We start from the raw sequence: 23,408 nt of genomic DNA, 5'->3' as shown, positions 1-23,408 counted from the left end.
CAGTAGGCGAGCCAAGAGTTGAGAAAGTGAAACCAGATTCTTTTTAGAAAAGAGCTAGAAAAGGGTAATACGATGGAAATGGCAATTGGCATAGGCATGTTCACGCTAGTGGTCTGTCTATTGGTGATAGTGATTCTAATCGCCAAAAAGCAATTAGTGGCTACGGGTGAAGTGACAATAAGCATCAACGAAGATGCCGAAAAAAGCATTCAAGTTGCGGCGGGTGACAAGTTGCTCGGCGCTTTGGCGAGTCAGAGTATTTTTATTCCGTCAGCCTGTGGTGGCGGCGGAACCTGCGGTCAGTGCCGAGTGAAAATCAAATCGGGCGGCGGTGACATTCTGCCGACTGAAATGGGCCATATCACCAAGAAAGAGGCTAAAGAAGGGTGTCGTCTCGCCTGCCAAGTCTCAGTGAAAACCGATATGGAGCTTGAGCTCGACGAAGAAATCTTTGGGGTGAAAAAGTGGCAATGCAAAGTGATCTCTAATGATAACAAGGCGACTTTTATCAAGGAGTTATTGCTTGAGTTACCCGAAGGTGAAGATGTTCGCTTTAAAGCGGGGGGGTATATTCAAATCGAAGCGCCAGCCCATGTGGTGAAATACGCCGACTTTGATATTCCTGAAAAATACCGTGGTGATTGGGATAAATACGGCCTGTTTGACATTGTCTCTACCGTCAACGAAGAAGTGTTGCGCGCTTACTCTATGGCCAACTATCCCGATGAAAAGGGCCGCATTATGCTGAACGTGCGGATTGCGACGCCGCCATCGGCCAATGTGCCAGCGGGTAAGATGTCATCTTACATCTTCAACCTGAAAGCGGGCGATACAGTGACCATTTCAGGGCCATTCGGTGAGTTCTTTGTGAAGGAAACCGATGCGGAAATGGTGTTTATCGGTGGCGGTGCGGGCATGGCACCTATGCGTTCACACATTTTCGATCAGCTTAAGAGTAAGAAAACCACACGTAAAATGAGCTTCTGGTACGGCGCTCGTTCGACCCGTGAAGTGTTTTACCAAGCGGATTTCGATGCACTAGCGGCCGAGAATGACAACTTCGTTTGGCATGTGGCGTTATCTGAGCCATTGCCTGAGGATAATTGGACTGGCTACACTGGCTTTATTCATAATGTGATTTATGAGAATTATCTTAAAAATCATAAGGCACCAGAAGACTGCGAGTACTACATGTGTGGTCCTCCAATCATGAACTCTTCAGTAATTAAGATGCTTGAAAGCCTAGGCGTTGAGCCAGAAAATATCCTACTCGATGACTTTGGTGATTAGGTTGTAAGTGAGTAATAAAAAAATCGCGTTAGGCAGAGTGACTACTGCTGAGCCTAACGCGATTTTTGTTTATAGGGCTTTTTATCATTTCGCAGTTTTTAGCTTTCGCATTTTGATGCTATTTAGCTCCTCACCTAGCTAAAGGATTTACCACCATGGCGCGTTAAATAACTCACCATGCGCTCACTCTCAGCGGTATAGCATCCCATGCGAAACTCACCATGCCAGTAAGCAATATCGAGCGGATGATACCCCTGCGAGTTTGGATGATTTACATCGGCCCCCGCATCCACCAATAATTTGAGCAGTTCAAAAGACTGCAACTCACAGGCATGCAAGAGTGCCGTCATCCCGCCATCGTCCACGCCTTCAAGATTCGCGCCATTGGCAATAATGCGCTTAACAGCAAGCGTATCTTTGGCTTTAACCGCATCGATGAGTTCAGTGCTCATTTGATCGCTATTTAACCTCATCCAAAGGATTTAATTTAAGTGGATTTAGTCTAGGTTTATTTAACTTGTGGGCGAAACTCCGTAAGCTGAGTAGCATATACCTAAATGCTTATGTCTACAGGTATAACTTATCATGGATGTAATAGTTGTGGGATTAGGAGGCTTGTTTGAAAAAGTTAGCAGTAGTATCACTTATCTGTTTCTCCCTCTGCGCATGCTCTTCACTCAATGAAGTTAAATTGGATTCTCAATCGGTATCCAGCTACATAGGTGAAAAGGTCAAAGTCACCACAATATCTGGCGAACAAATGGAATTTCAAGTCGAAAGTGCAACGGAACAGCAGATCGAGGGAGAAGGGCAACTAGTCAAAATTGAAGATATACAGACGTTGGAAGTTGAGGAGTTTAGCCCACTAAAATCGATATCACTTTCAGCAGGCTTATATATGTTAGGTGCGATAATTATTACTATTGTCGTTTTATAGCCATTTTGAATGTGTATTCGCTGCAACTTGAGATATTCAGTCTACAAACTGGGGCAGACTGCCACTTGGTTTATACTGCTCGGATTAGCTTCGTCGCCCTAGGTATCACTTTGTTGTGTCATTTTTATATGGAATATTTCCTTTATAATTCAATTGTAAAGATTAAATTGTATTATCCATAAAAAGCGCTTGTGATAAGCTTGCTTTTTTCTAGCAGGCAGCATTATTTGTTAATTATGTTAAGGATAACCCATGCGTTTGAGTGTTATCAGTACCCTGTTGACTGGTTTTTTATTATTCCCAAGTGCCAATAGTTTTGGTCTGTTATTAGAAACAGGTGCTGAACAAGAGCAAATCGGGCAAGGCAGTAACTCGATTGCCGTTGAAAGCCAAACCACATCTTCAGTATCGAAGGTGGCGGAGATCAAGACCTTAATCCAAACCGCAATAAAGGATTCGCCGCAGCCATTTAGTGGCAGTGTTATCCTGCTTGAGCAGGGCAAGCCGCAGTTTGAACTGCAAAAGGGTGAAGGTATTAGTCAAGATTCGCGCTTTGTGATGGCATCGCTCTCTAAGCAGATTACTGCAACCTTGATATTGCAGGCACTCGATGCGGGGAAACTTGATTTAACTCAAACGCTTAATCATTATCTTTTTGGTGATGCTGAAGGGAAGAATAAGGCGCTAAAAGGCATGGATGCAGGTGTAAATCCAAGTGCGGATGCATTGAATACCAGTCAATATGATGAGCTGATTACGCTACACCAACTGCTGACTCATACATCGGGCGTCGATAAACTGGGTAAGGCCAATCGATTCGAGCCGGGAAGCCAATTTGAATACTCCAACTTCGGTTATTCACTTTTAGGGCAAGTGCTTGAGAAGGTTAATCACCAATCCTTTGCCGAGCAAGTGGCGCAGTTTGCAACGCGATACCAGTTTAATGGCTTGAGTGCTGAGCTTGGCAGTATTGAGGCGATTCACGCCAAAGTGCCTTCACTCGCCGTAGGTTTACAGGAAAGCGAGGTGATTGCCCCTGCTGACTTAGTGCTTGATGAAGCTTTGTTGCCCGCAGGGGGATTAATTGCTTCAGCGCCAGCTTATGCCGCCTTTCAGCATCTATTACATTCTGGCAAGTTGATGAGTGCAAAGAGTTATCAACGGATGACAACGGCGTATACCGAGATCCAATTCTTATGGCCGAATATGCGCTATGGCTATGGGATGAGGATCAATAAGGACGATGGTCTCGTCGAATACAGTCATACGGGCTATTTATCTGGCTATATGTCGATGACACTGCATTATCCTGAATTCAATTTGGATCTGGTGATGCTGGAAAATCTATCGCTAAATCTTAATGATCGCGCTCGAGTATTTGAACTGCATAATCAGATACGTCAAATCATTCGTAGCCAGTTACTGCTTGCTAAAGCGTCTAATGTTAAGCCTTAAGTCTTGCCATCATGTTGGCTAATAGGCGGCTAAGTCAGCTGGTGTGAGTCTCGAAAGCATAAAGCCCCAAAGTTGGGGCTTTATGCTTGGTCTCATTGGTTACCAAGGTGCTAACTGCTACCAAAAGCGCTTTCTAAGTGCGGTCTCGATATCAATCTCAACCCTAAAGTACTGCAAAATAGTCCAAACTGAATCGACTAAGGCTTCGGTAAGCGCTGGATAATCATCCTCGATAATTCCGTTAATTTCTTCGACGGTTTCATCGATATATTCCTGAACACCTTCCTCAAATTCGGCCTTTGTCGCTTGATTGCGGAAAAAGCTAAAGTTATCGAGCTTTTCTATCAATTGATCAATAAGGACTCTCACCGAATTGAGTTGCTCAACTGTGATCGTCGGATCGGTGGCGATCAGTTTAAAAAAGCTCTGCACTTTGGTTTTGAGATCGAATAGCGTTGGGATTTGATCTCGATTTGCCGCCGCATTACTCACCTCTAATTTGGTTTGCTTGACGGGGGCAGGTGTCACATCCCCCTCAGATGCTTGCGGATTGGCCGTCATAGGCTCGGCATTGCTCGAAGCTGTTGCTGGTATTGCGTGATTGTGGGCTATGGTTGTGGGCGCTGGCGGTATCTCGCGCCCCAGTGTTTGTAGCAGGCGGCGCTGGAAATAGCTTTGCGGTAGGGCTTTGCTGAGTGCTTGCTCAAGCTGAGTTTCACTGTAGGAGGCTATTTGCAGCAGCGCTTCGAAAATCTCCTTATATTCCTGCTCTATAGCTGCGACCAGCGGGCTATTGCCGCGGCAGTTCTCAGTTGTTAAGTCGGTGCCATATTGTTGCAATAGTCTTAAGATCCGCACAGCTGTTGATTCAAAGCGGGGGAACTCGATTGAACTGCCACCTATCACAGCGCAAAGGGCGGGGGTGGTGTCTTCGGCATTGATGGCATTGGGGTTTGCGCCATGTTCGAGTAGCGCCTCTACGCAGGACTGTGCGCCGTAGTAACTGGCGCACATTAATGGCGTAAATTGCTCATCTACTGAGAATTCTTCAATTTTAGCTCCGTGGCGCAGTAAGAGTTCCACGGTATTGCGCCGCATGGGGCCAGAGATTTGATCCCACCAGTAGGTCGAAATCGCCTTGTGTAGAATGGGCGAGTTATCATGGCCGCAATGGGTAAAAATATCCCCGCCTTGGTTAATAAGCCATTCAAGTAGTTGGGTTCGACAGGAGATAGCCGCCGCAGACACATAGTTAGTGTTGTAGATATTGGTGAGGCTTAAATCCAGCCCCTTGGTGAGCAGATATTCCATCACTTGAATAAGTGTTGCTTGATCTTCTTTACCTGAACCACGCTGGCAGAGGGTGAGTAAGGTCGGTTCATCCACCGCACCAAATTTTTTATTGATATCCATGCCATATTGCAGGAACAGATCGAGGAACTCGGGCAGAAAGGTTTTGTTTTCGACCATGGGATAAATCAGTAGTCGTAAGTTCGACCAGACTAACATCTCATAGGCTTTACCCGTATTCACAAATTCGGCATTAGGATTAGCGCCATATTTGAGCAAGAGTTCAAGGGCTTGATAGATGTAATTCCGTTTGTTTACATCGGTAAATTTGGCGTGATCAAGATATTGGTTGAGCAAGGGGGAATGGTCGGCCTCGGGCGGAGCCATCCTATAGATGCGATTGATATCGACGGTGGCCTTAATTAGTTTTTCGATAATCCTAAGGTCAAATTCTGAGGTCAATGCCGCATAGACTAAACTTTTGGCGTGGGAGTCGGCTTTGAGCTGCGGATAATGGTCTAGCAGATATTCAGTATATTCTTGTGATTTAGCATAAACACAAAGCTCGAGTAAATTGGCATCGTCCCAGAAGCTACTGTCATTTGCCATAATATAACGGGACTTTTTATATTCAGGAAAGCGTTTTACTAAAGGAGCAAAGGCTTCAATCCCCCAAAATCCACTCGAAAAAATAATATTTTCAATTAGACTTAATTTACCTATTTCTAATGGGATGTCTTTATTGATGATATGCAGGAATAGATCTTTACTTCGTTCATCATATAATATTTCTAGCGGGTGGTTTACTTCACCATTGGTCCAGAAACTCACCGGTTTATTGATGTCTAACTTAGCTGCAAGTAGAAGATCTATCATATCTCTACGTTGATGATCCTGATAGATATACTGTGGATTAGGATGGAATAGATAGTTGAGCCAGCAATTATTGTATTGATTTTGAAAGTAAAGATTGGCACCAGAGTCTAGGTATAGGGTAACGAGTTCAGAGTTGTTATATTCAATAGCCGAATGCAAGGCACTGAAACCATTACATTCGATTTTAGCACCTTTGCTGAGCAAGTATTTTATAAGCACTAAATCGGACTGAGGACTGCAAGATAGTGGAACTAATATATTGCAGGGCGAAACATTGAGATCAATAAAGTTGAGATCTCCACTATCGGCAAGAAATTGATCAATTTTCTTTATTTTAGCCGAGGTCGAAAGCGTGTTATCTAGGCATATTTCCCGAAGTGTGAGTTTCTTATCACTAAAAATCCAACTGAGCATAATGTTCCCTATTTAATGCCGTTAACAAAATGATATCAAACACCTTTCAATTTATTAAAAATTGAGTGAGGTAAAATTGCCATATATTAATGCATTTAAGTTAAGAAAAACTATGCCCTAAGACTGATAATTAAAATGATCCTGTTTGAATAACATTTTGTGATACAAATTGATAATGCCAAACAAGTTGCATGATGACATGTTTGGCATTGTTACTTTGATTGGAATTCTGCTTCATATCCTATTGATTAAGATCTAGCAGCATCGGCATTTCGCAGGCGTCGTGGCCTGTGTTCCCTAGGGGAGCCGACAGATGTACAAAGCCTAATTTCTCATAGAGTTTTACGGCTTCATTTAGTACAGCGGTGGTTTCTAAATAGCAGCTTTGATAACCCGTTTCGCGGGCGAAATCGAGTGCCAGCAGCGCTAAACGTTTGGCTAAACCTTTACCGCGAATTTCGGGCATGAAGTACATTTTTTGCAGTTCGCAGACGCCATTATTGTTAGCTAAAGGCGCAATACCGGCGCCGCCTAAAATGCGGCCCCCTAATTCAATAATCCAATAGTTGGCGCCCGCTTGGGAGTAAATCTGGCTTAGGCAATCTAAGGTCGGGTCCGCTACGCTATAGCCTTTATCTGCGGTTAAGCCGTATTCGGCCGAAACATCGCGGATGACTTTGGCAATTGCGGCATCATCTTGGGCTGTGGCTTGGCGAATGTGGCAACCACTTTGCTGCTTGGCGTTATGTACGGCTTGGTTATATAACACGAGGGCCTCTTCGATTTGTGAAGTTTGCAATGGAGTCAGTTGGGCTAAGATCCCTTGGAATAATTGATTCTGCTGAGTATCCAATTTAACGAGTAACTTCTTACCCGCAGGTGTCAGTTGCACAACTAAGCAGCGACTGTCCCGTGGATGTACCTGACTCTGGGCAAGATGTTTATCGATCAAATGCTTGATAGCGCGGCTTGCATTGGACTTATCTATGCTGAGTTTGCAGGCAAGCTCTTTGATGGTCAGGGGCTGCTTGCCTATCTCAAACAGGGCATGGGCTTGCACGGGCGAAAGGGGTAAATCCCCAAAGGCGGCGTTGAGCATGCCTAAATTTCTCACCAGATAGCGAGACAAATGCCTGAGTTGGGCGGATGAGCCTGACTCAGTCGTTTGCTTAGTTTGAGTCACAGGCTTCGCAGGATCTTGAGCCAATGGTGCGTCTGTTTGAGCCATAGTCGAATAGGTTTGGTTGCATGTCACAACTAAGTTAGCGGGCTTTAATTCCTCTTGCAACATATTACTAACAATCTACTGTGTAAATATCAGGATTCAATAATGGCGCCATGGCGAGAATAATCGCCTGGGTGTAATTACTTTCACGGGTCGCATGGCCGTCTGTGAGTAAACCTATGGCACCGCCTTTTTGCTTAATATTGATTGTATTGAACAACCTATCCATGACATCCCCGAGTTCTTCCCCCGCTTCTAATGCCCGATAAACTTGCATTGGTAAAGGTAAAATCGCACTGCGGCCAATGGCAAGCTGGTCTTTATGGCCAATAGCGATATAAGCGAATGTGGCAGGACCAAAGTCGAAACAATCGACACCGCCTTCCATCGCAAAATAGTAGTCGGCTTTAGTCTCTTGCGGGTCCTGCTGTTGACAATAGCGCACCCGATTGATCGCCCCTTGGCGAGTGTCTTTATCTGTCATTGGCTGCGCCGCAACACCTGAAGGTGCATCCATACCGCTGGCTTCTATTATGCTGTCGGGGAACAGTTGTGCCATCGCTTTGGTTGCCGCGTTGATTTTTACTGGGTTTTTAGAACCCACTTTTATCTTGATAATTTTTTGTTGCATATAGGTTGTTTATTTCAGCTTTTAATGTGGACGCTCGTTTGAATCATTGCTTAAATGGTCTGAGGTGTCTAAGCGTTTGGGTTTTCTATTCTGCCACAGTCGTCGGCGAAGCTCAGTAAAAAGCCAACAGTAGGGGAGGCAATAGCCATTCATTAAAGCGGTGAAGGCTCGGTTTACGATCTTACCCGGTAATACGTCGCTGTTTAATTTCGCTACCCAATACCCTATGCCAGTGCGCCAAAGCTCAAGCGAACTGATTTTGCGTTATTCGTTAACGGCTCACTCCGGCGTTGGTTCCGCAGTGAGCTGTTTTTTATGGCGTTTGCGACTGATAGCGATTTGTAAAAATTTAACATTAGCGGATGTGATCTTGATCGACTTTAGCTGTCGATATGCGGCACTGGATCATGTTTTGCTGATTTTCGTGACTTATCTCCGAATCGGTGTTTTTCTCGGCGCTTATGCTTTGTCACTGGCTTTGGTTTGAGGTGAAAATATTGTGTCGTTAAGCGGTTTTTTATGTGTGTTTTTTGATGCTATATTGAAAATTTATTACATTAAATCAGCGATCTAGATCTCAATATCAGTTTATTATGAAATTCCCTTACATAAAGCCGTGTCAGATCAACTTTTATGGGCTTTTTTTGGTTATCCTTAGCGCGAATTTATTATGCTAGTCACACCGTAAGGTAACTTTTATATGCAAAAAGATGCGATCAGTGTTCTTGGAACACCTCAAAGCACACAGAATCTAGATTCAACGAAACACTTACCTTGGACTCGCCAAGACACGACTTGGATGTTGAGTTTGTTCGGCACTGCCGTTGGCGCTGGAATTTTATTTTTACCTATCAATGCGGGCATGGGCGGCTTTTGGCCTCTTGTGTTAATGGCAGTGATCATTGGTCCTATGACCTATCTTGCCCACCGTGGTTTATCTCGTTTTGTTTGTTCATCAAGCATTCCTGGTAGCGACATTACTCAAGTAGTTGAAGAGCATTTTGGTGTTGGCGCGGGTAAAGCCATTACCGTACTGTATTTCTTTGCTATCTATCCGATTGTATTAATTTACGGTGTAGGCATTACTAACACAGTCGATAGCTTTATCGTCAATCAGTTGGGCATGGCCTCGCCACCACGCTTCATTCTATCGGGTGTATTGATCCTCGGTATGATGGCTGTGATGGTTGCGGGTGAAAAGTTCATGCTGAAAGTGACACAATTACTGGTGTATCCGCTGGTGGGTATTTTGGCCTTTATGTCTATCTACCTGATCCCAGAATGGAAAATGGATGCCTTACAAGTTGTGCCAGAAGCGGGTGCATTTTTAGGTACAGTTTGGTTAACGATTCCTGTGCTCGTGTTCGCCTTTAACCATTCTCCTGCGATTTCACAGTTCTCTGTGTCACTAAAACGTGATCATGGCGCCAATGCTTCTCGTAAAGCCGACGTGATTTTACGTAACACTTCGATGATGTTAGTGGGCTTTGTGATGTTGTTTGTGTTCTCTTGTGTGCTGTCGTTATCACCAGCCCAATTGGCAGAAGCGAAAGCGCAGAACTTACCGATTTTGTCTTACCTCGCCAACGTGCATTCAAGTGGTTTTGTAAGCTACTTTGGTCCGTTTATCGCCTTTATCGCGATTGTGTCCTCTTTCTTCGGCCATTACATGGGCGCGACAGAAGGCATGAAAGGGGTGATTGTTAAGCAGTTACGTTCAAGCGGCAAATCAGTGACTGATACTAAGATCGACAAGTTCATCCTAGGCTTTATGTTTGTCACTATCTGGGCTGTGGCTGTGATCAACCCAAGTATCTTAGGCATGATTGAAGCCTTAGGTGGCCCAATTATCGCGGCTATCCTGTACTTGATGCCTATGTACGCTGTATACAAAGTGCCAGCGTTAAAAGCGTACCGTGGCCGTATCAGCAATATCTTAGTGATCATTGCAGGCTTATTGGCGATGACGGCGATTTTGTTTGGTTTCTTCCGTTAAGTTTTGTGAGTGCAGTGAAGCTTAACGAGGAGTTAACGTTAGGCTTTTACTCTGAATCTTGACCCATAAAAAAGGATCGTGCCATTGGCCCGATCCTTTTTTATTGTGAATAAGCTATTGAAGGGATTATTTTTCTTCGTACATTAAGTAGTAACTCTGCTTCATCCCTAATGCTTGATAGGTCTGCTGGGCGGCAAGGTTTTCTTGCTCGACATATAAACGGAAGCTGGCGGCGCCACCATTGGCTTCGGCCAGTTGTTTGACTTCACTGTAGAGCTTGCCATAAATGCCTTGGCGACGATTTTGCGGGCGAATATACACACTCTGGATCCAGTAATAATCCTTGGCGCGCCAATCGCTCCATTCAAATGTCACCATCAGCGAGCCGACTATCTCACCTTCAAGTTCGGCGACAAGGTAAAAGCCTTTTTGCGGACTTTCAAGTAGCGTGCCTACGCCGCGTGTCAGTGTTGCTTCATCTAAGGCTAAGCCTTCAGTTTCTTGGGCCATCGCCTGATTAAATTGGACTAAGGCACTGAGGTCCTGAGCTTTAGCTTTACGGATCAACATACAACAACTCCTAGGCGGTTATTGAGTAATACCGCTCTTGTTTAGTGAACAACCATTTTGTGGCTCACTTTAGCATGGAACATTGTGGGATAACGAGTTCGGCAGTGGCAGGTTTGGCAGTGATATTATTTGTTGCTGCTGATTTTTGTACGACTAAAGTCTTATCTGCTAGGCTTATCTCTAGTGCCCTTTTTGAACTAAGTGAGCTAATGATGGGATTCGTTAAGTCGACACGCCGCTATAAGCTTAAGGTTTTATCTGCCTTTGATCTTGGTGCTGATGAGAAAATTAATCATCGTTTACACTTTGTATTCACTTTATTGAGCTTTGGTTTATGGGGATTAGTTTGGTGGTGGTTGATCTTGAAAGCTAAGGGTAAGTCTGACTTTATTTTCAGTGGTTTTGATGACGATTACTGGAGTTATTTGATTGAACGTGAGCAACCGCCAGCAGCGCTTTATCGTCAGCAAATTGCACCTGTTATGGTGACAGTCTATTTTGATGCTTAATATAAAGGTTAAGTATGCAGTCGCGTTGGTCGATGTCGTTGGCATATTTGGCTGGTTTTACGGCGGTTGGCATCAACGTGATACAGATCATCCTTAGATTTTTGCCCGTTATGCTAGACTCTGCGCTCAGCTAATTTGGGGAATAAATTAGTGCCAGCCAAGGATAGGCATTCGCCCGTTCTTCATTACAAATTCAAGGTTATTAACATGTCAAAACAAACGTCATCAATGTTAGGCCGTACATGGTCCTACTGGATGTCAGTGCCTCTGTGGCTACAAATTCTAGTCGGTATGGTGCTCGGAATTACGGTTGGCGTAGTATTAGGTGAGCAAGCGACGGTGTTAAAACCGATTGGAACCTTATTCGTCAATATTATTAAGATGTTGATTGTGCCGTTAGTGTTTTGTTCACTGATCGTGGGTGTGACTTCGATGGAAGACACTGCCAAGATGGGCCGGATTGGTTTTAAGTCCTTTACTTTCTATCTTTGTACTACGGCAATTGCTATCAGTATTGGATTGGCCGTTGGATATGTTATCCAGCCAGGTGCGGGTCTTGATTTACCCCTACCCTCAGGTGTTTCTGATGTAGCGAAGGAAGTGCCTTCGGTAATGCAGACTCTGATTAATATAGTCCCAACCAACCCTATCGCGGCGTTAGCTAACGGTCAGATCTTGCAAGTTATCGTTTTTGCGGTTGCCTTAGGGATTGCCTTAGTGTTGATCGGTGACCATGGAAAACCAGCGATTAAAGTGTTCGAGAGTCTTGCTGAAGCCATGTACAAGTTAACCGATATGGTGATGAAGCTGGCGCCCTATGGTGTATTTGGATTGATGGCTTGGGTGGCGGGAGCATACGGGATTGAAATGTTACTCCCTCTGCTTAAGGTTATTGTTGCCGTCTACGTTGGCTGCATTATTCACGTATTAGGCTTCTACAGTATTGTTTTGAGTATGTTTTCTAAGCTGAATCCTTTACATTTTTTCAAGGGGATCAGTAATGCAATGGCTGTGGCATTTACTACCTCTAGTTCAGCAGGTACCTTACCTGCGAGCATGAAATGCGCCAGCGAATACTTAGGTGTTAACAAGAAAATTTCCAGTTTTGTATTGCCGCTGGGTACAACTATTAACATGGATGGCACCGCTTTATATCAAGGTGTGACGGCTCTTTTTGTCGCCCAAGCTTTTGGTATTGACTTAACTTGGGTAGATTACCTCACCATCATTTTAACGGCGACCTTAGCCTCAATTGGTACGGCGGGCGTACCTGGCGCGGGTTTGGTGATGTTGACGTTAGTATTATCGACAGTCGGTTTACCCTTGGAAGGCGTGGCGTTAATTGCTGGGATTGACCGGATTTTGGATATGGCACGCACGGTAGTTAACGTATCCGGTGACTTAGTGGCGACAACTGTGATTGCTAAATCTGAGGATGAATTGGATATGGAGCACTACAATGCCGATATGGTGCAAAGTGCCGTGCTAGCCGAGCAGAATATCGCCCTCGAAACCGCGGCTGAGCAAAGCGCTAAAGTCTAGTCGTCTTCGGTTGCTGGTTGTAGAACGAAAAAACCGCCAATGGCGGTTTTTTTATGCGAGTCAATTGTACTTTGCTGAAGCTTATCTCGTTGAGTTTACTTCAGTTTGCTTACTTCAGTTGGCTTAAGACTAGCACTGGCTTGCCGTCGCTGTTAAGTAGCGTCAGGCGACCTTGCACTAACTTAGCTTTGGCCACTAATGGCATTGCTTGCATGACTTTATGCTCTTGCTGCATTAGCGCATCGACACAGGCTTTCATTGTGCTACCAGCAGGAGATAGCTTAAGCTCTTGGCCTTGCTGGGTATATTGACCGAAAAAGTTATTACAGCTGTTGTTGCCGTGTAATTTGCCTTCGGCCTCAAAGGTGATTTGCGCTGGGCTGTAATCGATAGTCGGTAGGCCTTGAACCATCTCAATGTGCCAGCTGCCCTCTAATGGAATGGTCTCATTTTGGGCGACATCGGTACTTTGGCAGGCGGTGAGTCCCAACAGTAGCGCACCTAAGATGAATGTTTGTTTTAACATCGTTACGGTTCCTTTTTCCATGGTTATGGCCATAGTGTGACAAGTTTTATCAAAGATCTAAAGAGGTTTATATGTCGGACTCATTTAAAAGTACTATGAATTTGTTGAAGTTTTTACATTGGTTAGGCGTATTGATGCTAGTTTGTGGACTTGGGTTCTATATGTTGACTCAATGGAGTTTAGAGATAAGCGGCATGTTACTGATCTCAAGCCTGATTGGCTTAGGATTGGTCCTGATGTCACCCTATCCCGTGGTGCTGTTTATCCAATGGGCGAAGCGTCAGGATGAGCAATCTAAGTGATTTTGTACTGCCTCAAATTAAATCTATATTTCAGTTAAGCCTAAAATTGATTAAATCACTGCTTGATTAACTTAAAGCGCCGCCGAATCTGCGGCGGGATTATCGTATAAGCTTGAGTCTATGGCGGGCTTAATTGGCGAGTCTTCAATCTCAGGCATAGCTGGGCGCATAGAATCGAGTTTACCCCGCGCGAGTTCCATCATGGGCGCGAGTTTGGCGCTGGATTCCGGGGTGAAAAAACTGTAGCTCGCATCGAGTCTAAGTAGATGATTTTGCTGTTCAAGCAGTTTTTCAACCCGCTTCATAATATGTTGAATATCCCGTTCACCATCCACAAAGGCCAGTACCACAAATTGCGTGGTGTTGTAGTGGGCGGCTACGTCGGCGGTCCGTATCGTATCTTGGATCAACTTGCCTAACAGCCTGTGATGATTATCCTCAAGCGGGACTGGCGCGTTATCCGGACTCAATAATTCAAAGAAGATGATGCCTGCATGGGCACCAAAGCGGCGACCTAAATTGAGTTGTCTTGGCGCCATCATCAAAAAACCATAATGATTGAGCATGCCGGTTTCTTGATCGCGCATCGAAAGGGATTCAATGCGATGGTTCTGGCACAGCAGAGATAATTCCTGTTGCAGCAATATCTGGAACGGTTCGAGCATAGCGGCATTGGCTAGCGGCTCTGCCATATGTGGGTTGAGTACGCACAGGGCGCCAAATTGGCTGCCATCGGGCCAAGCGATTGGGCGCGAGAGAATGTGCTGAATGCCATCAAAATCCCGTGGTAAATCATCCAACATAAAACTGCCAAGGTTGTGATATAAGCCATCGGGTTGGCTATTTTGGATTTGTTGGAAAAGTTCGAACTCAGCGGGGTACAAAGTACCCGCTGTAAATTGTGGTGTTTCAGTGATTGCACTGACAATGATCTCAAATCCGGCGCTGGTCTTTTGGAATATAAAAACCGTGTTAGCGTTGTAATAGCTTTTGATTAGCTCACATTGGTGCATCCAGCGAGTGAGATTCACTTGCTGATTGTCGCTATCAAGTAAACTCAGGTTGGGATTGATGGTCTCGGGCAACATACAAACGCCTAATTAGGGCTAGATATCCATTAAGTTTGGGAAATAAAAGGGGATTTAGCAAATCAAGGCACTAAATAGCACCTTGTTCTAGCTGTGCCTACTAAGCCAACCGAGTATACTGACGGCCTTAAATTGGGCCTAAAGCCAAGATGATGTCGTGAGAAGACTGTGAAGATTAGATTAGCCTTACCCCAAGATGTTGATTTATTAGCGATGCTAGAGAAAAAACATCTCAATGACGAATTAGCCTCCGCCAATATGGGACTGCAAGGGCAAGCTTTTTCCCACAGTGAATTGAGCGAATTAGTGCTGCATCATTGGGTCGTAGTGGCGCAGGTTGAGCAGCAGATCGTCGGTTATGTGATTGCCGGCCGTTGGGGATTTTTCGAACATTGGCCCATTTATCGCACTTTGTTGAATCGTTTGGGGCAACTCGATTGGGATGGACCAAAATTAACTAAGACTAACTCATGCCAATACGGGCCGATTTGGGTGCAGCAAGCCTACCGTGGACAAGGGATTTTTGAGGCGTTAGTCAGTGAAATTCGTCGCCAAGTTGCTCCGCATTTTAGCTATATGTTGACCTTTATTGCCGAAGATAATGAACGTTCCTTTGCCGCCCACTCGGGAAAAGCGCACATGCAGGTGGTGGATTTTTTCACTGTGTCAGCGCGGGATTACTATTTAATGGCGGCAACGACCCAAGTTTAGTTGTTCGATGATAGACATTAAGGATTCAATCTCTACTGTGTAAATAACCCGAGTTCAGGTTAAATAACGGAGATAAATACATGAAAGTACAATTTGTTGAGTCACTCTTAACGGCCTATGCTGAAGTCAATTTATCGGCTTGGGACAACTTGAGATTGGTCCTATCTGAGTGCGCTCACCATGGGTGTGAGGCAAGGGGATTTGAAGTCGAGTTTGTTTCCGATTCAGGGCAAGCGCAGCATTATTGGGTCGAAGTAGGGGATATGTGGCTCGATTGTGGCCGAACCAATGCCTATTCGGCGACGATAACGCGACTGAGCGATGCGCAAGTCAGCCGCGCGAATACAAAAAAGGCGCTAGAGTGCGCCATTTTATCCCAAGAGCAGATTGGTCTACTGTGCATGCAAAACGCCCATTTCGACCATTGCTGAGTGCGCTTATTCAGCCAGTTTCTCAATCGCTTTTTTGATCAATACTTCTTCATCAGAAAGATGCGCTGAGGGGTAGTGGTGACTGTGCCTATGATCTCAAACCCTTGTTTTTCATAAAACACAGGGGCTTGAATCGATAAGGTATCCACTTGAGCTACCAGGCATCCCCGTTGCTTCGCCTCCGCTTCGGCAAGCGCCATCAGTTTATGCCCAAGCCCTGTGCCTCTGGTTTGGTCATCAACCCAGACAACATTGATTAAGAAGTTTTTATAGATAGTCCGTCCACCCACACCACCAATCAACTTGCCAGTTTCATCACGTGCTATGACAGTCAAAGGCACTGATTTCTCAGGCCCTAATAGCCCAGCATTAAATTGCCGAACGCCGTCTACCAGCGCATCCACAATCGCGTTATTTTCTTCATGAATAACTTCAAATTTCACTTAAATTTCTTCCTTAAAAATGTTTTTTTGCTTTTAAATCATATAGCAACTATCAGTAAACTCAATGTTGGACATAAACGAGTTAGAACGGAGACCTAAGCTCAAAAGTTTTGATTAGGTAAGTTTTGAGTAATTTATAAGATAATGCGCCTGATTCATTAGCAATAATAAGCAGGAGCCTGTGGATGTTTTTCTTGAATATGCGCGTTTATAATTTGTCAGTCAGCACTTACGTTAATACTAAGCAACATTGTCTTCAATTTTTAGATTTTAAAGATTCCTGCTAATTTGTCATTACCCAATATTTTAACAACGAAATTAGCAGGCATCTAATTTATCTTAGAGAAAAAACATGACAATTGCTTCGCTGCAATACTTAAAGTATCTCATAATGATTCATTGGAATTTGTGATACATGGTCAAGGCGCCATGCTCCCTCTTCGTATATAAAGCTCACTGAATGTAACTCATCTTTAAAATGATATTCTGTAGCAGAATCATTTAATAAACCGTAGTAGTTACGCTGGATATTCTCATAGCCTTTTTCGATATTCATCATCGCAAAATAGCCAGGCATAAATATTAATTGGCTCAACGCTTTGTCAGATTCTCGGCTTATGTTCGGCACATCTTCACGCTTAAAACGTTCAGAAAATAACGCAGAGAATACTTGTTCATCCTTGTAATTCAAATAGGCTGAAATTGTCCAATTAGCGAGTAGTAGGTCAAATGATTGCTTAGCATGATTCAAGTCCTCAAAAGGCGTGTCACCTTTGTTAGAAACATAATCTTGATAATATTGCTCAGCATCTACTACGGTTTTCTTTAACAGTAATGCCATTTTTAGCTCAGTTTCAGAGCCAGATTTATTGAGAATATCGACGAACTGATCGACTGCATTAACTTGTTCTGCCCAACTTTTGAAACCTCCCTGAAGAAATGGTGCGAACTCACTTTTATACTTTTCTGCAAGATTTCTCAATTTGAGTTCCTCAAATTTTGCTTCTTTAACGCCTGTGGCAAACCTATCTTTAAATTGACCCATTTTAGTATTTTCGGGTTTTAGCAACCCATAACTTGAACCGCTATAAGGGTCGGGCGTGTCAGAAGAATTCTCTTTTGCTATAATTGATTGGATTGGTCTTTCGCCTTTGAAAGCTTTATCTAATCCTGACTGAGTTGCCGAATTTATTGCTATTTTAGCTTCAATATCATCATCGGAAATTTTGGCAAAAGCAGCAACATGTTCTATTACAGCGTTAGCGACTAACTCTGATGACAACATTTTTTGGTATTGATAATAGTTACACCTGCGATCGCACGCTGTCATCGCCATGCTAGATATATCACTTAGTTCGACTTCTTTTGTTTGAACAAATAAAGACGCATCAAATACCCCTTTAGGGATGCCATCGACTTTATAGCTTAATGAAAGTCGACTGTTAGGGATAAAAGTGCCGTTAACATTCAACTCTTGCTTACTTGCACACACAGAAAAAGTTCGGGTTGTGATAGGAAATTGGTGTTCATAGGAGGCTGACACAAATAAATTATCTAATGGTATCCCTTCTGGCACCGTTCCAGTAATTCTGACGTGACAACTCTCAGTGTTTGCAATAACTGAAGTACTGCTCAAAAGTGCTAGTAAAGTTATTGCAAGCGTAGTGCGTGATTGTTTAAGTCCTTTCAACATTTATCTTCCTTGATATGTATAACTATCTATATTTTATGGATTTATAATGTATACCAATTATTTTGAAATGTAAAAAGTAAATTAATTTACACATTTAATCTATATAAATCACTGCATATAGTCAGATAACAGATAACAGATAACAGATAACTGTAGTGGCTAACTCAAATTGACCACTCACTTAGATCTTATCTAGCTCACTTTGGGGCAATAGCTTTTTAGCTGAACGAACAGCGATAGGGTTAGTAAGGATTGGCATTGTTGCAACAGTGACCGTTGGCTGCATGGATGCCGTCGTCGAGCTTATAGGAATATATTTACGGCGAGTCACTGGGGAAACAATGACAATTCATGCTGCATAACTGACGATAAAGTTATCTTGCTTTGGGGTAATAGCTTTTTAGCTGAACGAACAGCTAGAGGGTTGGGGAGGATTGGCATTGTTGCACCTGTGACCTTAAAACAGGATGTTTTAGTTGAGCCCTCAGGGACGCTTTTTGTTAAACAAAGAGGTGGTGAGTCACAGGGAAAACAATGACAATGAATGCTGCACAACTGGCGATACAATTATCTTGCTTTGGGGAATCCAAATTGCAGGCATAAAAAAACCGCTGGGTAGCGGTTTTTATATTTTGTAATCATAACGGGTTTTAATCGAAACCGATTATAGACCCGCGTCAGCGCGCAGTGCTTCAGCTTTGTCTGTTGCTTCCCAAGGGAATTCGTTACGACCAAAGTGACCATAAGCGGCAGTCGCTTGATAAATCGGACGTGCTAAATCTAGCATGGCCGTTAAACCGTATGGACGCAGTTCGAAGTGTTGACGTACTAACTTGATCAGCAAATCTTCAGACACTTTACCCGTACCGAAGGTTTCGATGCTAATAGAAGTCGGTTCTGCTACACCAATAGCGTAAGACACTTGGATTTCACAGCGATCAGCAAGACCTGCTGCAACGATGTTTTTTGCCACATAACGGGCAGCGTATGCCGCGCTACGGTCAACTTTTGATGGGTCTTTACCAGAGAATGCGCCACCACCATGACGGGCCATGCCGCCGTAGGTATCAACGATGATCTTACGACCGGTTAAGCCGCAATCGCCTACTGGGCCACCGATAACAAAACGGCCTGTTGGGTTGATAAAGAACTTAGTGTCTTTGTTTAGCCATTGAGCCGGTAATACTGGCTTGATGATGGTTTCCATCACGCCTTCAATTAAGTCGGCTTGTGATACGTCATCTCTGTGCTGAGTTGACAATACGACGGCATCAATACCAACAATTTTGCCATCATCATAGGCAAACGTGACTTGGCTTTTCGCATCTGGGCGCAGCCATGGCAGGGTGCCGTTTTTACGCACTTCAGACTGACGCTTCACTAATGCGTGGGCATAAGTGATAGGCGCTGGCATGAGGACGTCGGTTTCGTTGTTGGCATAGCCAAACATTAATCCTTGGTCGCCTGCACCTTGTTCTGCAGGGTCGGCACGGTCTACACCTTGATTGATATCAGGTGATTGCTTACCAATGGCGTTTAATACCGCGCACGAGTCTGCATCAAAACCCATATCTGAGTGGGTATAACCAATTTCACGCACGGTTTTACGGGTGATTTCTTCGATATCAACCCAAGCAGAAGTCGTGACTTCGCCACCGACTAATACCATGCCAGTTTTGACATAAGTTTCACACGCCACGCGTGCTTTTGGATCTTGAGCCAGAATTGCATCTAGCACAGCATCAGAAATCTGATCTGCAATCTTATCGGGATGACCTTCTGAGACCGACTCAGAAGTAAACAAGTGCTTTGCCATAGTAGGAAAATCTCGTCGTTAGCATTCAAACGTGTAGAAGCATCTACATCTAGACGGCTATTTTAGTTTAAATCCGATTGCCGATCACCCCCAGTGAGAAAAAATCCTCTCAGATTGTGACCTGAAAACGACTATGTTCAGTCTTAAAGAAGTTATTTTTATTATATTTCATGGCATTAGGAATAATCGATTTTTAATAAATTTATTTCTCCATTACAAGTGATCCTTGCGATGCCCACTCAAGTAAACGCCAGTAAAGTGACTAGCTTGTTTCTGCAGCTTATATATCTAGCTACCTAAATCCTGCATCTTCAGGTTGTTTGGGAATATATTCGGCCATCTTTTGCTGAGTGAATGATAATTTTAGTTTGCGTCACACTGGCATGTAGGGGAAAATATCCATCCAAATTGCCCGCTAGACCCCACAAACAAGCAGGAGAGAGCATGTCTTCCCGTAAAGTACTCGCAAACGCAATCCGTGCGTTAAGTATGGATGCAGTTCAAAAAGCAAATTCAGGCCATCCCGGCGCCCCAATGGGTATGGCAGATATTGCTGAAGTGCTGTGGAATGATTTCCTTAAGCACAACCCGACCAATCCTAAATGGGTAGATAGAGACCGTTTCGTCCTTTCTAATGGTCACGGTTCAATGCTGATCTACTCTTTACTTCACCTGACAGGTTATGAATTACCAATCGAAGAGCTGAAACAGTTCCGTCAATTGCATTCAAAAACCCCGGGTCACCCAGAATACGGTTACACCCCAGGTGTTGAAACCACAACGGGTCCACTCGGCGCGGGCATCAGCAACGCTGTTGGTATGGCGATAGCTGAAAAAACCTTAGCGGCACAGTTTAACCGTGACGGTCACGATATCGTTGATCACTACACTTACTGTTTCCTCGGTGACGGCTGTTTGATGGAAGGTATTTCCCACGAAGCCTGTTCATTAGCCGGTACTTTAGGTCTAGGCAAACTCGTTGCATTTTGGGATGACAACGGTATTTCTATCGATGGCCATGTTGAAGGCTGGTTCACCGATGATACGCCAAAGCGTTTTGAAGCTTACGGCTGGCATGTGATTGCCGGTGTTGACGGTCACGATAGCGCGGCAATCCGTGCTGCTATCGAAGCGGCGAAAGCGGTTACCGATAAACCAACCATGATTTGCTGCAAAACCATTATCGGTTTTGGTTCACCCAACAAATCTGGCAGCCACGATTGCCACGGCGCGCCATTAGGCGATGCGGAAATCGCCGCAGCCCGTGAATTCCTTGGCTGGCCATATGCACCATTTGAAATCCCTGCTGACGTTTATGCGGGTTGGGATGCCAAAGAAGCTGGTGCTGCCCGTGAAGCGGCATGGAACGAGAAGTTTGCGGCTTATAGCGCAGCTCACCCAGAACTGGCTGCTGAATACGAGCGCCGTGTACTGAAAGGTGAATTACCTGCTGATTTCGAAGAAAAAGCGCAGGCATTCGTGCAAGCATCACAGGACAAAGCCGAAGGTATTGCGAGCCGTAAAGCCTCACAAAATGCCATCGGTGCTTTTGGTGCTATGTTACCTGAACTGTTAGGCGGCTCTGCTGACTTAGCGGGTTCTAACTTGACACTGTGGTCAGGTTCTAAAGGCATTCAAGACGATCCTGCCGGTAACTACATTTACTACGGTGTGCGTGAATTCGGCATGAGCGGCATTATGAACGGTGCTTCGCTGCATGGTGGTTTCATCAACTACGGCGCAACTTTCATGATGTTCATGGAATACGCACGTAACGCAGTCCGTATGTCGGCGCTGATGGGCATTCAAAACATCTTCGTTTATACCCATGACTCTATCGGTCAAGGTGAAGATGGTCCAACGCATCAGCCGGTTGAGCAACTAGCTAACCTGCGTATGACGCCAAATATGGCCGTATGGCGCCCATGTGATGCGGCAGAAACAGCGGTTTCTTGGAAAGCTGCGATTCAACGTCGCAATGCGCCAACGTCACTGATTTTCAGCCGTCAAAATCTCAAAGCCCAAGCGCGTACCGCTGAGCAATTAGCCAACGTGGCTAAAGGTGCTTATGTACTGCAAGACTGTACGGGTACACCAGAACTGATCCTGATCGCAACCGGTAGCGAAGTACAATTGGCGATGGATTCTGCGGCTGCATTAACTGAGCAAGGTAAACAAGTTCGCGTAGTCTCTATGCCATCGACAACTGAGTTCGATAAGCAAGATGCAGCGTATAAAGAATCGGTATTACCACGTGCTGTGACTAAACGTGTGGCTATCGAAGCGGCGCATACCGATTTCTGGTACAAGTACGTCGGTTTTGAAGGCACTGTTGTTGGCATGACCACTTTTGGTGAGTCAGCGCCGGGTAACGTGCTATTGAATCACTTCGGTTTCACCGTTGAAAATGTGCTGAATGCTGCAAAATCATTGGGCTAATCGCTCAAGGGATTAGATTCAATACAAAAGGTTAAACTTTTTAAGTGTTAATCTGTATAATGCGGCCTGCAATCTTTTGCAGGCCGTTTTTGTATTTAGAGGAAATTGAGACCTCAATGATCCGAGTCGCTATCAATGGTTATGGCCGTATCGGCCGCTCTATTCTTCGTGCTTTGTACGAGTCTGGAAAACGGCAGCAAATGCAGATTGTCGCGATTAATGAATTAGCTAAACCTGAAGCCATTATTCATCTGACCCAGTACGACACCACCCACGGTCGGTTTGCGCACAAAGTGAAACTCGTCGATGATCACATGCTGATTGGCGACGATGCGATAAAAATCCTCCACGAGCCCGATCCCACAAAACTCCCTTGGCATGAAATGGACATAGACATTGTCTATGAGGCCACTGGTGTATTACTCGATCGTCAAAGCTGCGAAGCCCATATTCATGCTGGCGCTAAGCAAGTGCTGATAAGCCATCCATCCTCAGCCGATGTCGATGGCACTATTGTCTATGGTGTGAATCACGATTTACTCCGCGCCGAACACACAGTCGTTTCCAACGCATCTTGTACGACTAACTGTATCGTACCTGTGATCGACGTGCTTGATCGCCACTTCGGCGTTAAAAGCGGTGCCATTACCACTATCCATTCGGCGATGAACGATCAGCAAGTGATTGATGCTTATCATGATGATTTGCGCCGTACCCGCGCCGCCGGCCAATCGATTATCCCTGTAGACACTAAGCTTGCCCGCGGTATTGAGCGGATTTTGCCGCACATGAAAGATAAGTTTGAAGCGATTTCGGTGCGCGTGCCCACAATCAACGTGACGGCGATCGATTTGTCTGTGACGCTTGAGAAAACCGTCGATATTGCCACTGTAAACCAGGTGCTGGAATCGGCCGCCAATGGGCGATTTAACGGCATTTTGGGTTATACTGATGAGCCCTTGGTTTCATGTGATTTCAACCATGATCCGCGCTCCAGTATTGTTGACGGTACCCAGACCCGTGTCAGCGCCGGTCAGCTGGTGAAGCTGTTGTTGTGGTGCGATAACGAGTGGGGTTTTGCCAACCGTATGTTAGATACAAGTTTGGCGATGATCGCAGCCAAGCGAGGCTGATAAAAAGTAGATTATTCACCGGTGGGTCACTCAGTTATATGCCAATTCGACGGGATGTCGAGCGCCTAGCGGCAGTAAACTGATACCGGCC

The 23,408-nt window shown here is 44.7% G+C and carries 21 protein-coding genes; 11 read left to right on the top strand and 10 right to left on the bottom strand.

Annotated features, from left to right (window positions below):
- Positions 1–72: 72 nt before the first annotated feature.
- Positions 73–1,290 carry an NADH:ubiquinone reductase (Na(+)-transporting) subunit F gene (gene nqrF, locus NE536_RS06910; RefSeq protein ID WP_115333946.1) on the top strand — a complete coding sequence of 406 codons (1,218 nt, stop codon included), beginning with the start codon at positions 73–75 and terminating at the stop codon, positions 1,288–1,290.
- 134 nt (positions 1,291–1,424) lie between these two features.
- Here the strand turns inward: nqrF and NE536_RS06905 are convergent, their stop codons facing one another.
- Positions 1,425–1,742 (bottom strand): ankyrin repeat domain-containing protein, encoded by a 318-nt coding sequence (locus NE536_RS06905; protein ID WP_261272233.1) that lies wholly within the window; start codon positions 1,740–1,742, stop codon positions 1,425–1,427.
- 167 nt (positions 1,743–1,909) lie between these two features.
- Between NE536_RS06905 and NE536_RS06900 the strand changes: the two genes are divergently transcribed.
- A complete protein-coding gene (locus tag NE536_RS06900; protein WP_173497308.1) occupies positions 1,910–2,227 on the top strand; it encodes a hypothetical protein in 318 nt (105 codons plus the stop codon).
- Positions 2,228–2,479: 252 nt separating this feature from the next.
- Positions 2,480–3,682 carry a serine hydrolase domain-containing protein gene (locus NE536_RS06895; RefSeq protein WP_261272232.1) on the top strand — a complete coding sequence of 401 codons (1,203 nt, stop codon included), beginning with the start codon at positions 2,480–2,482 and terminating at the stop codon, positions 3,680–3,682.
- A 117-nt stretch (positions 3,683–3,799) separates the two neighbouring features.
- Here NE536_RS06895 and NE536_RS06890 read toward each other — a convergent pair whose 3' ends face one another.
- The 3 genes from NE536_RS06890 to yjjX all read right to left on the bottom strand — a co-directional run bounded on the left by NE536_RS06890 (position 3,800) and on the right by yjjX (position 8,118).
- Positions 3,800–6,262, bottom strand: a complete 2,463-nt coding sequence (locus NE536_RS06890) for an ankyrin repeat domain-containing protein (protein WP_261272231.1) — start codon at positions 6,260–6,262, stop codon at positions 3,800–3,802.
- Between the two features lie 241 nt (positions 6,263–6,503).
- Positions 6,504–7,553: a bifunctional helix-turn-helix transcriptional regulator/GNAT family N-acetyltransferase gene (locus tag NE536_RS06885; protein WP_261272230.1), complete on the bottom strand. Its 1,050-nt coding sequence runs from the start codon at positions 7,551–7,553 to the stop codon at positions 6,504–6,506.
- A 4-nt stretch (positions 7,554–7,557) separates the two neighbouring features.
- Positions 7,558–8,118 carry an inosine/xanthosine triphosphatase gene (yjjX, locus tag NE536_RS06880; RefSeq protein WP_261272229.1) on the bottom strand — a complete coding sequence of 187 codons (561 nt, stop codon included), beginning with the start codon at positions 8,116–8,118 and terminating at the stop codon, positions 7,558–7,560.
- A 700-nt stretch (positions 8,119–8,818) separates the two neighbouring features.
- Between yjjX and NE536_RS06875 the strand changes: the two genes are divergently transcribed.
- Positions 8,819–10,114 carry an aromatic amino acid transport family protein gene (locus NE536_RS06875; RefSeq protein ID WP_261272228.1) on the top strand — a complete coding sequence of 432 codons (1,296 nt, stop codon included), beginning with the start codon at positions 8,819–8,821 and terminating at the stop codon, positions 10,112–10,114.
- 126 nt (positions 10,115–10,240) lie between these two features.
- Here the strand turns inward: NE536_RS06875 and NE536_RS06870 are convergent, their stop codons facing one another.
- Positions 10,241–10,684 (bottom strand): GNAT family N-acetyltransferase, encoded by a 444-nt coding sequence (locus NE536_RS06870; protein ID WP_107949002.1) that lies wholly within the window; start codon positions 10,682–10,684, stop codon positions 10,241–10,243.
- Between the two features lie 212 nt (positions 10,685–10,896).
- Here NE536_RS06870 and NE536_RS06865 point away from each other — a divergent pair, with 212 nt between their 5' ends.
- Positions 10,897–11,193 (top strand): hypothetical protein, encoded by a 297-nt coding sequence (locus NE536_RS06865; protein WP_261272283.1) that lies wholly within the window; start codon positions 10,897–10,899, stop codon positions 11,191–11,193.
- Between the two features lie 207 nt (positions 11,194–11,400).
- Entirely contained in the window at positions 11,401–12,735 is a 1,335-nt protein-coding gene (locus NE536_RS06860; protein ID WP_107948999.1) for a dicarboxylate/amino acid:cation symporter, read from the top strand.
- Between the two features lie 109 nt (positions 12,736–12,844).
- Here the strand turns inward: NE536_RS06860 and NE536_RS06855 are convergent, their stop codons facing one another.
- Complete coding sequence (locus NE536_RS06855; protein WP_220591044.1) at positions 12,845–13,261, bottom strand: META domain-containing protein; 417 nt, start codon at positions 13,259–13,261, stop codon at positions 12,845–12,847.
- 71 nt (positions 13,262–13,332) lie between these two features.
- On the opposite strand from NE536_RS06855, the gene NE536_RS06850 reads away from it, so the two are divergent.
- Positions 13,333–13,563, top strand: a complete 231-nt coding sequence (locus tag NE536_RS06850; RefSeq protein WP_106651524.1) for a hypothetical protein — start codon at positions 13,333–13,335, stop codon at positions 13,561–13,563.
- Positions 13,564–13,634: 71 nt separating this feature from the next.
- Here NE536_RS06850 and NE536_RS06845 read toward each other — a convergent pair whose 3' ends face one another.
- Positions 13,635–14,651: a GGDEF domain-containing protein gene (locus tag NE536_RS06845; protein WP_261272227.1), complete on the bottom strand. Its 1,017-nt coding sequence runs from the start codon at positions 14,649–14,651 to the stop codon at positions 13,635–13,637.
- Between the two features lie 168 nt (positions 14,652–14,819).
- Between NE536_RS06845 and NE536_RS06840 the strand changes: the two genes are divergently transcribed.
- A complete protein-coding gene (locus NE536_RS06840) occupies positions 14,820–15,362 on the top strand; it encodes a GNAT family N-acetyltransferase (RefSeq protein ID WP_261272226.1) in 543 nt (180 codons plus the stop codon).
- Between the two features lie 80 nt (positions 15,363–15,442).
- Positions 15,443–15,793 (top strand): hypothetical protein, encoded by a 351-nt coding sequence (locus tag NE536_RS06835; protein WP_261272225.1) that lies wholly within the window; start codon positions 15,443–15,445, stop codon positions 15,791–15,793.
- Between the two features lie 38 nt (positions 15,794–15,831).
- Here NE536_RS06835 and NE536_RS06830 read toward each other — a convergent pair whose 3' ends face one another.
- The 3 genes from NE536_RS06830 to metK form a co-directional block, all read right to left on the bottom strand.
- Complete coding sequence (locus NE536_RS06830; RefSeq protein WP_259565902.1) at positions 15,832–16,236, bottom strand: GNAT family N-acetyltransferase; 405 nt, start codon at positions 16,234–16,236, stop codon at positions 15,832–15,834.
- 376 nt (positions 16,237–16,612) lie between these two features.
- Complete coding sequence (locus NE536_RS06825; RefSeq protein ID WP_261272224.1) at positions 16,613–17,929, bottom strand: hypothetical protein; 1,317 nt, start codon at positions 17,927–17,929, stop codon at positions 16,613–16,615.
- A gap of 664 nt (positions 17,930–18,593) precedes the next feature.
- Positions 18,594–19,745 carry a methionine adenosyltransferase gene (metK, locus tag NE536_RS06820; RefSeq protein WP_006080333.1) on the bottom strand — a complete coding sequence of 384 codons (1,152 nt, stop codon included), beginning with the start codon at positions 19,743–19,745 and terminating at the stop codon, positions 18,594–18,596.
- A 444-nt stretch (positions 19,746–20,189) separates the two neighbouring features.
- On the opposite strand from metK, the gene tkt reads away from it, so the two are divergent.
- Both tkt and epd read left to right on the top strand, forming a co-directional pair.
- Positions 20,190–22,184 carry a transketolase gene (gene tkt, locus NE536_RS06815; RefSeq protein WP_261272223.1) on the top strand — a complete coding sequence of 665 codons (1,995 nt, stop codon included), beginning with the start codon at positions 20,190–20,192 and terminating at the stop codon, positions 22,182–22,184.
- Positions 22,185–22,300: 116 nt separating this feature from the next.
- Positions 22,301–23,317, top strand: coding sequence for an erythrose-4-phosphate dehydrogenase (gene epd / locus NE536_RS06810; protein ID WP_006084022.1), 1,017 nt, complete (start codon positions 22,301–22,303; stop codon positions 23,315–23,317).
- The last annotated feature ends 91 nt before the right edge of the window (positions 23,318–23,408 follow it).

It is taken from the genome of Shewanella septentrionalis, from assembly GCF_025370265.1.
Taxonomy (GTDB): Bacteria; Pseudomonadota; Gammaproteobacteria; order Enterobacterales; family Shewanellaceae; genus Shewanella; species Shewanella hafniensis.
The sequence above is the reverse complement of the archived record's forward strand: the minus strand, read 5'-3'. Positions and strand labels throughout refer to the sequence as shown.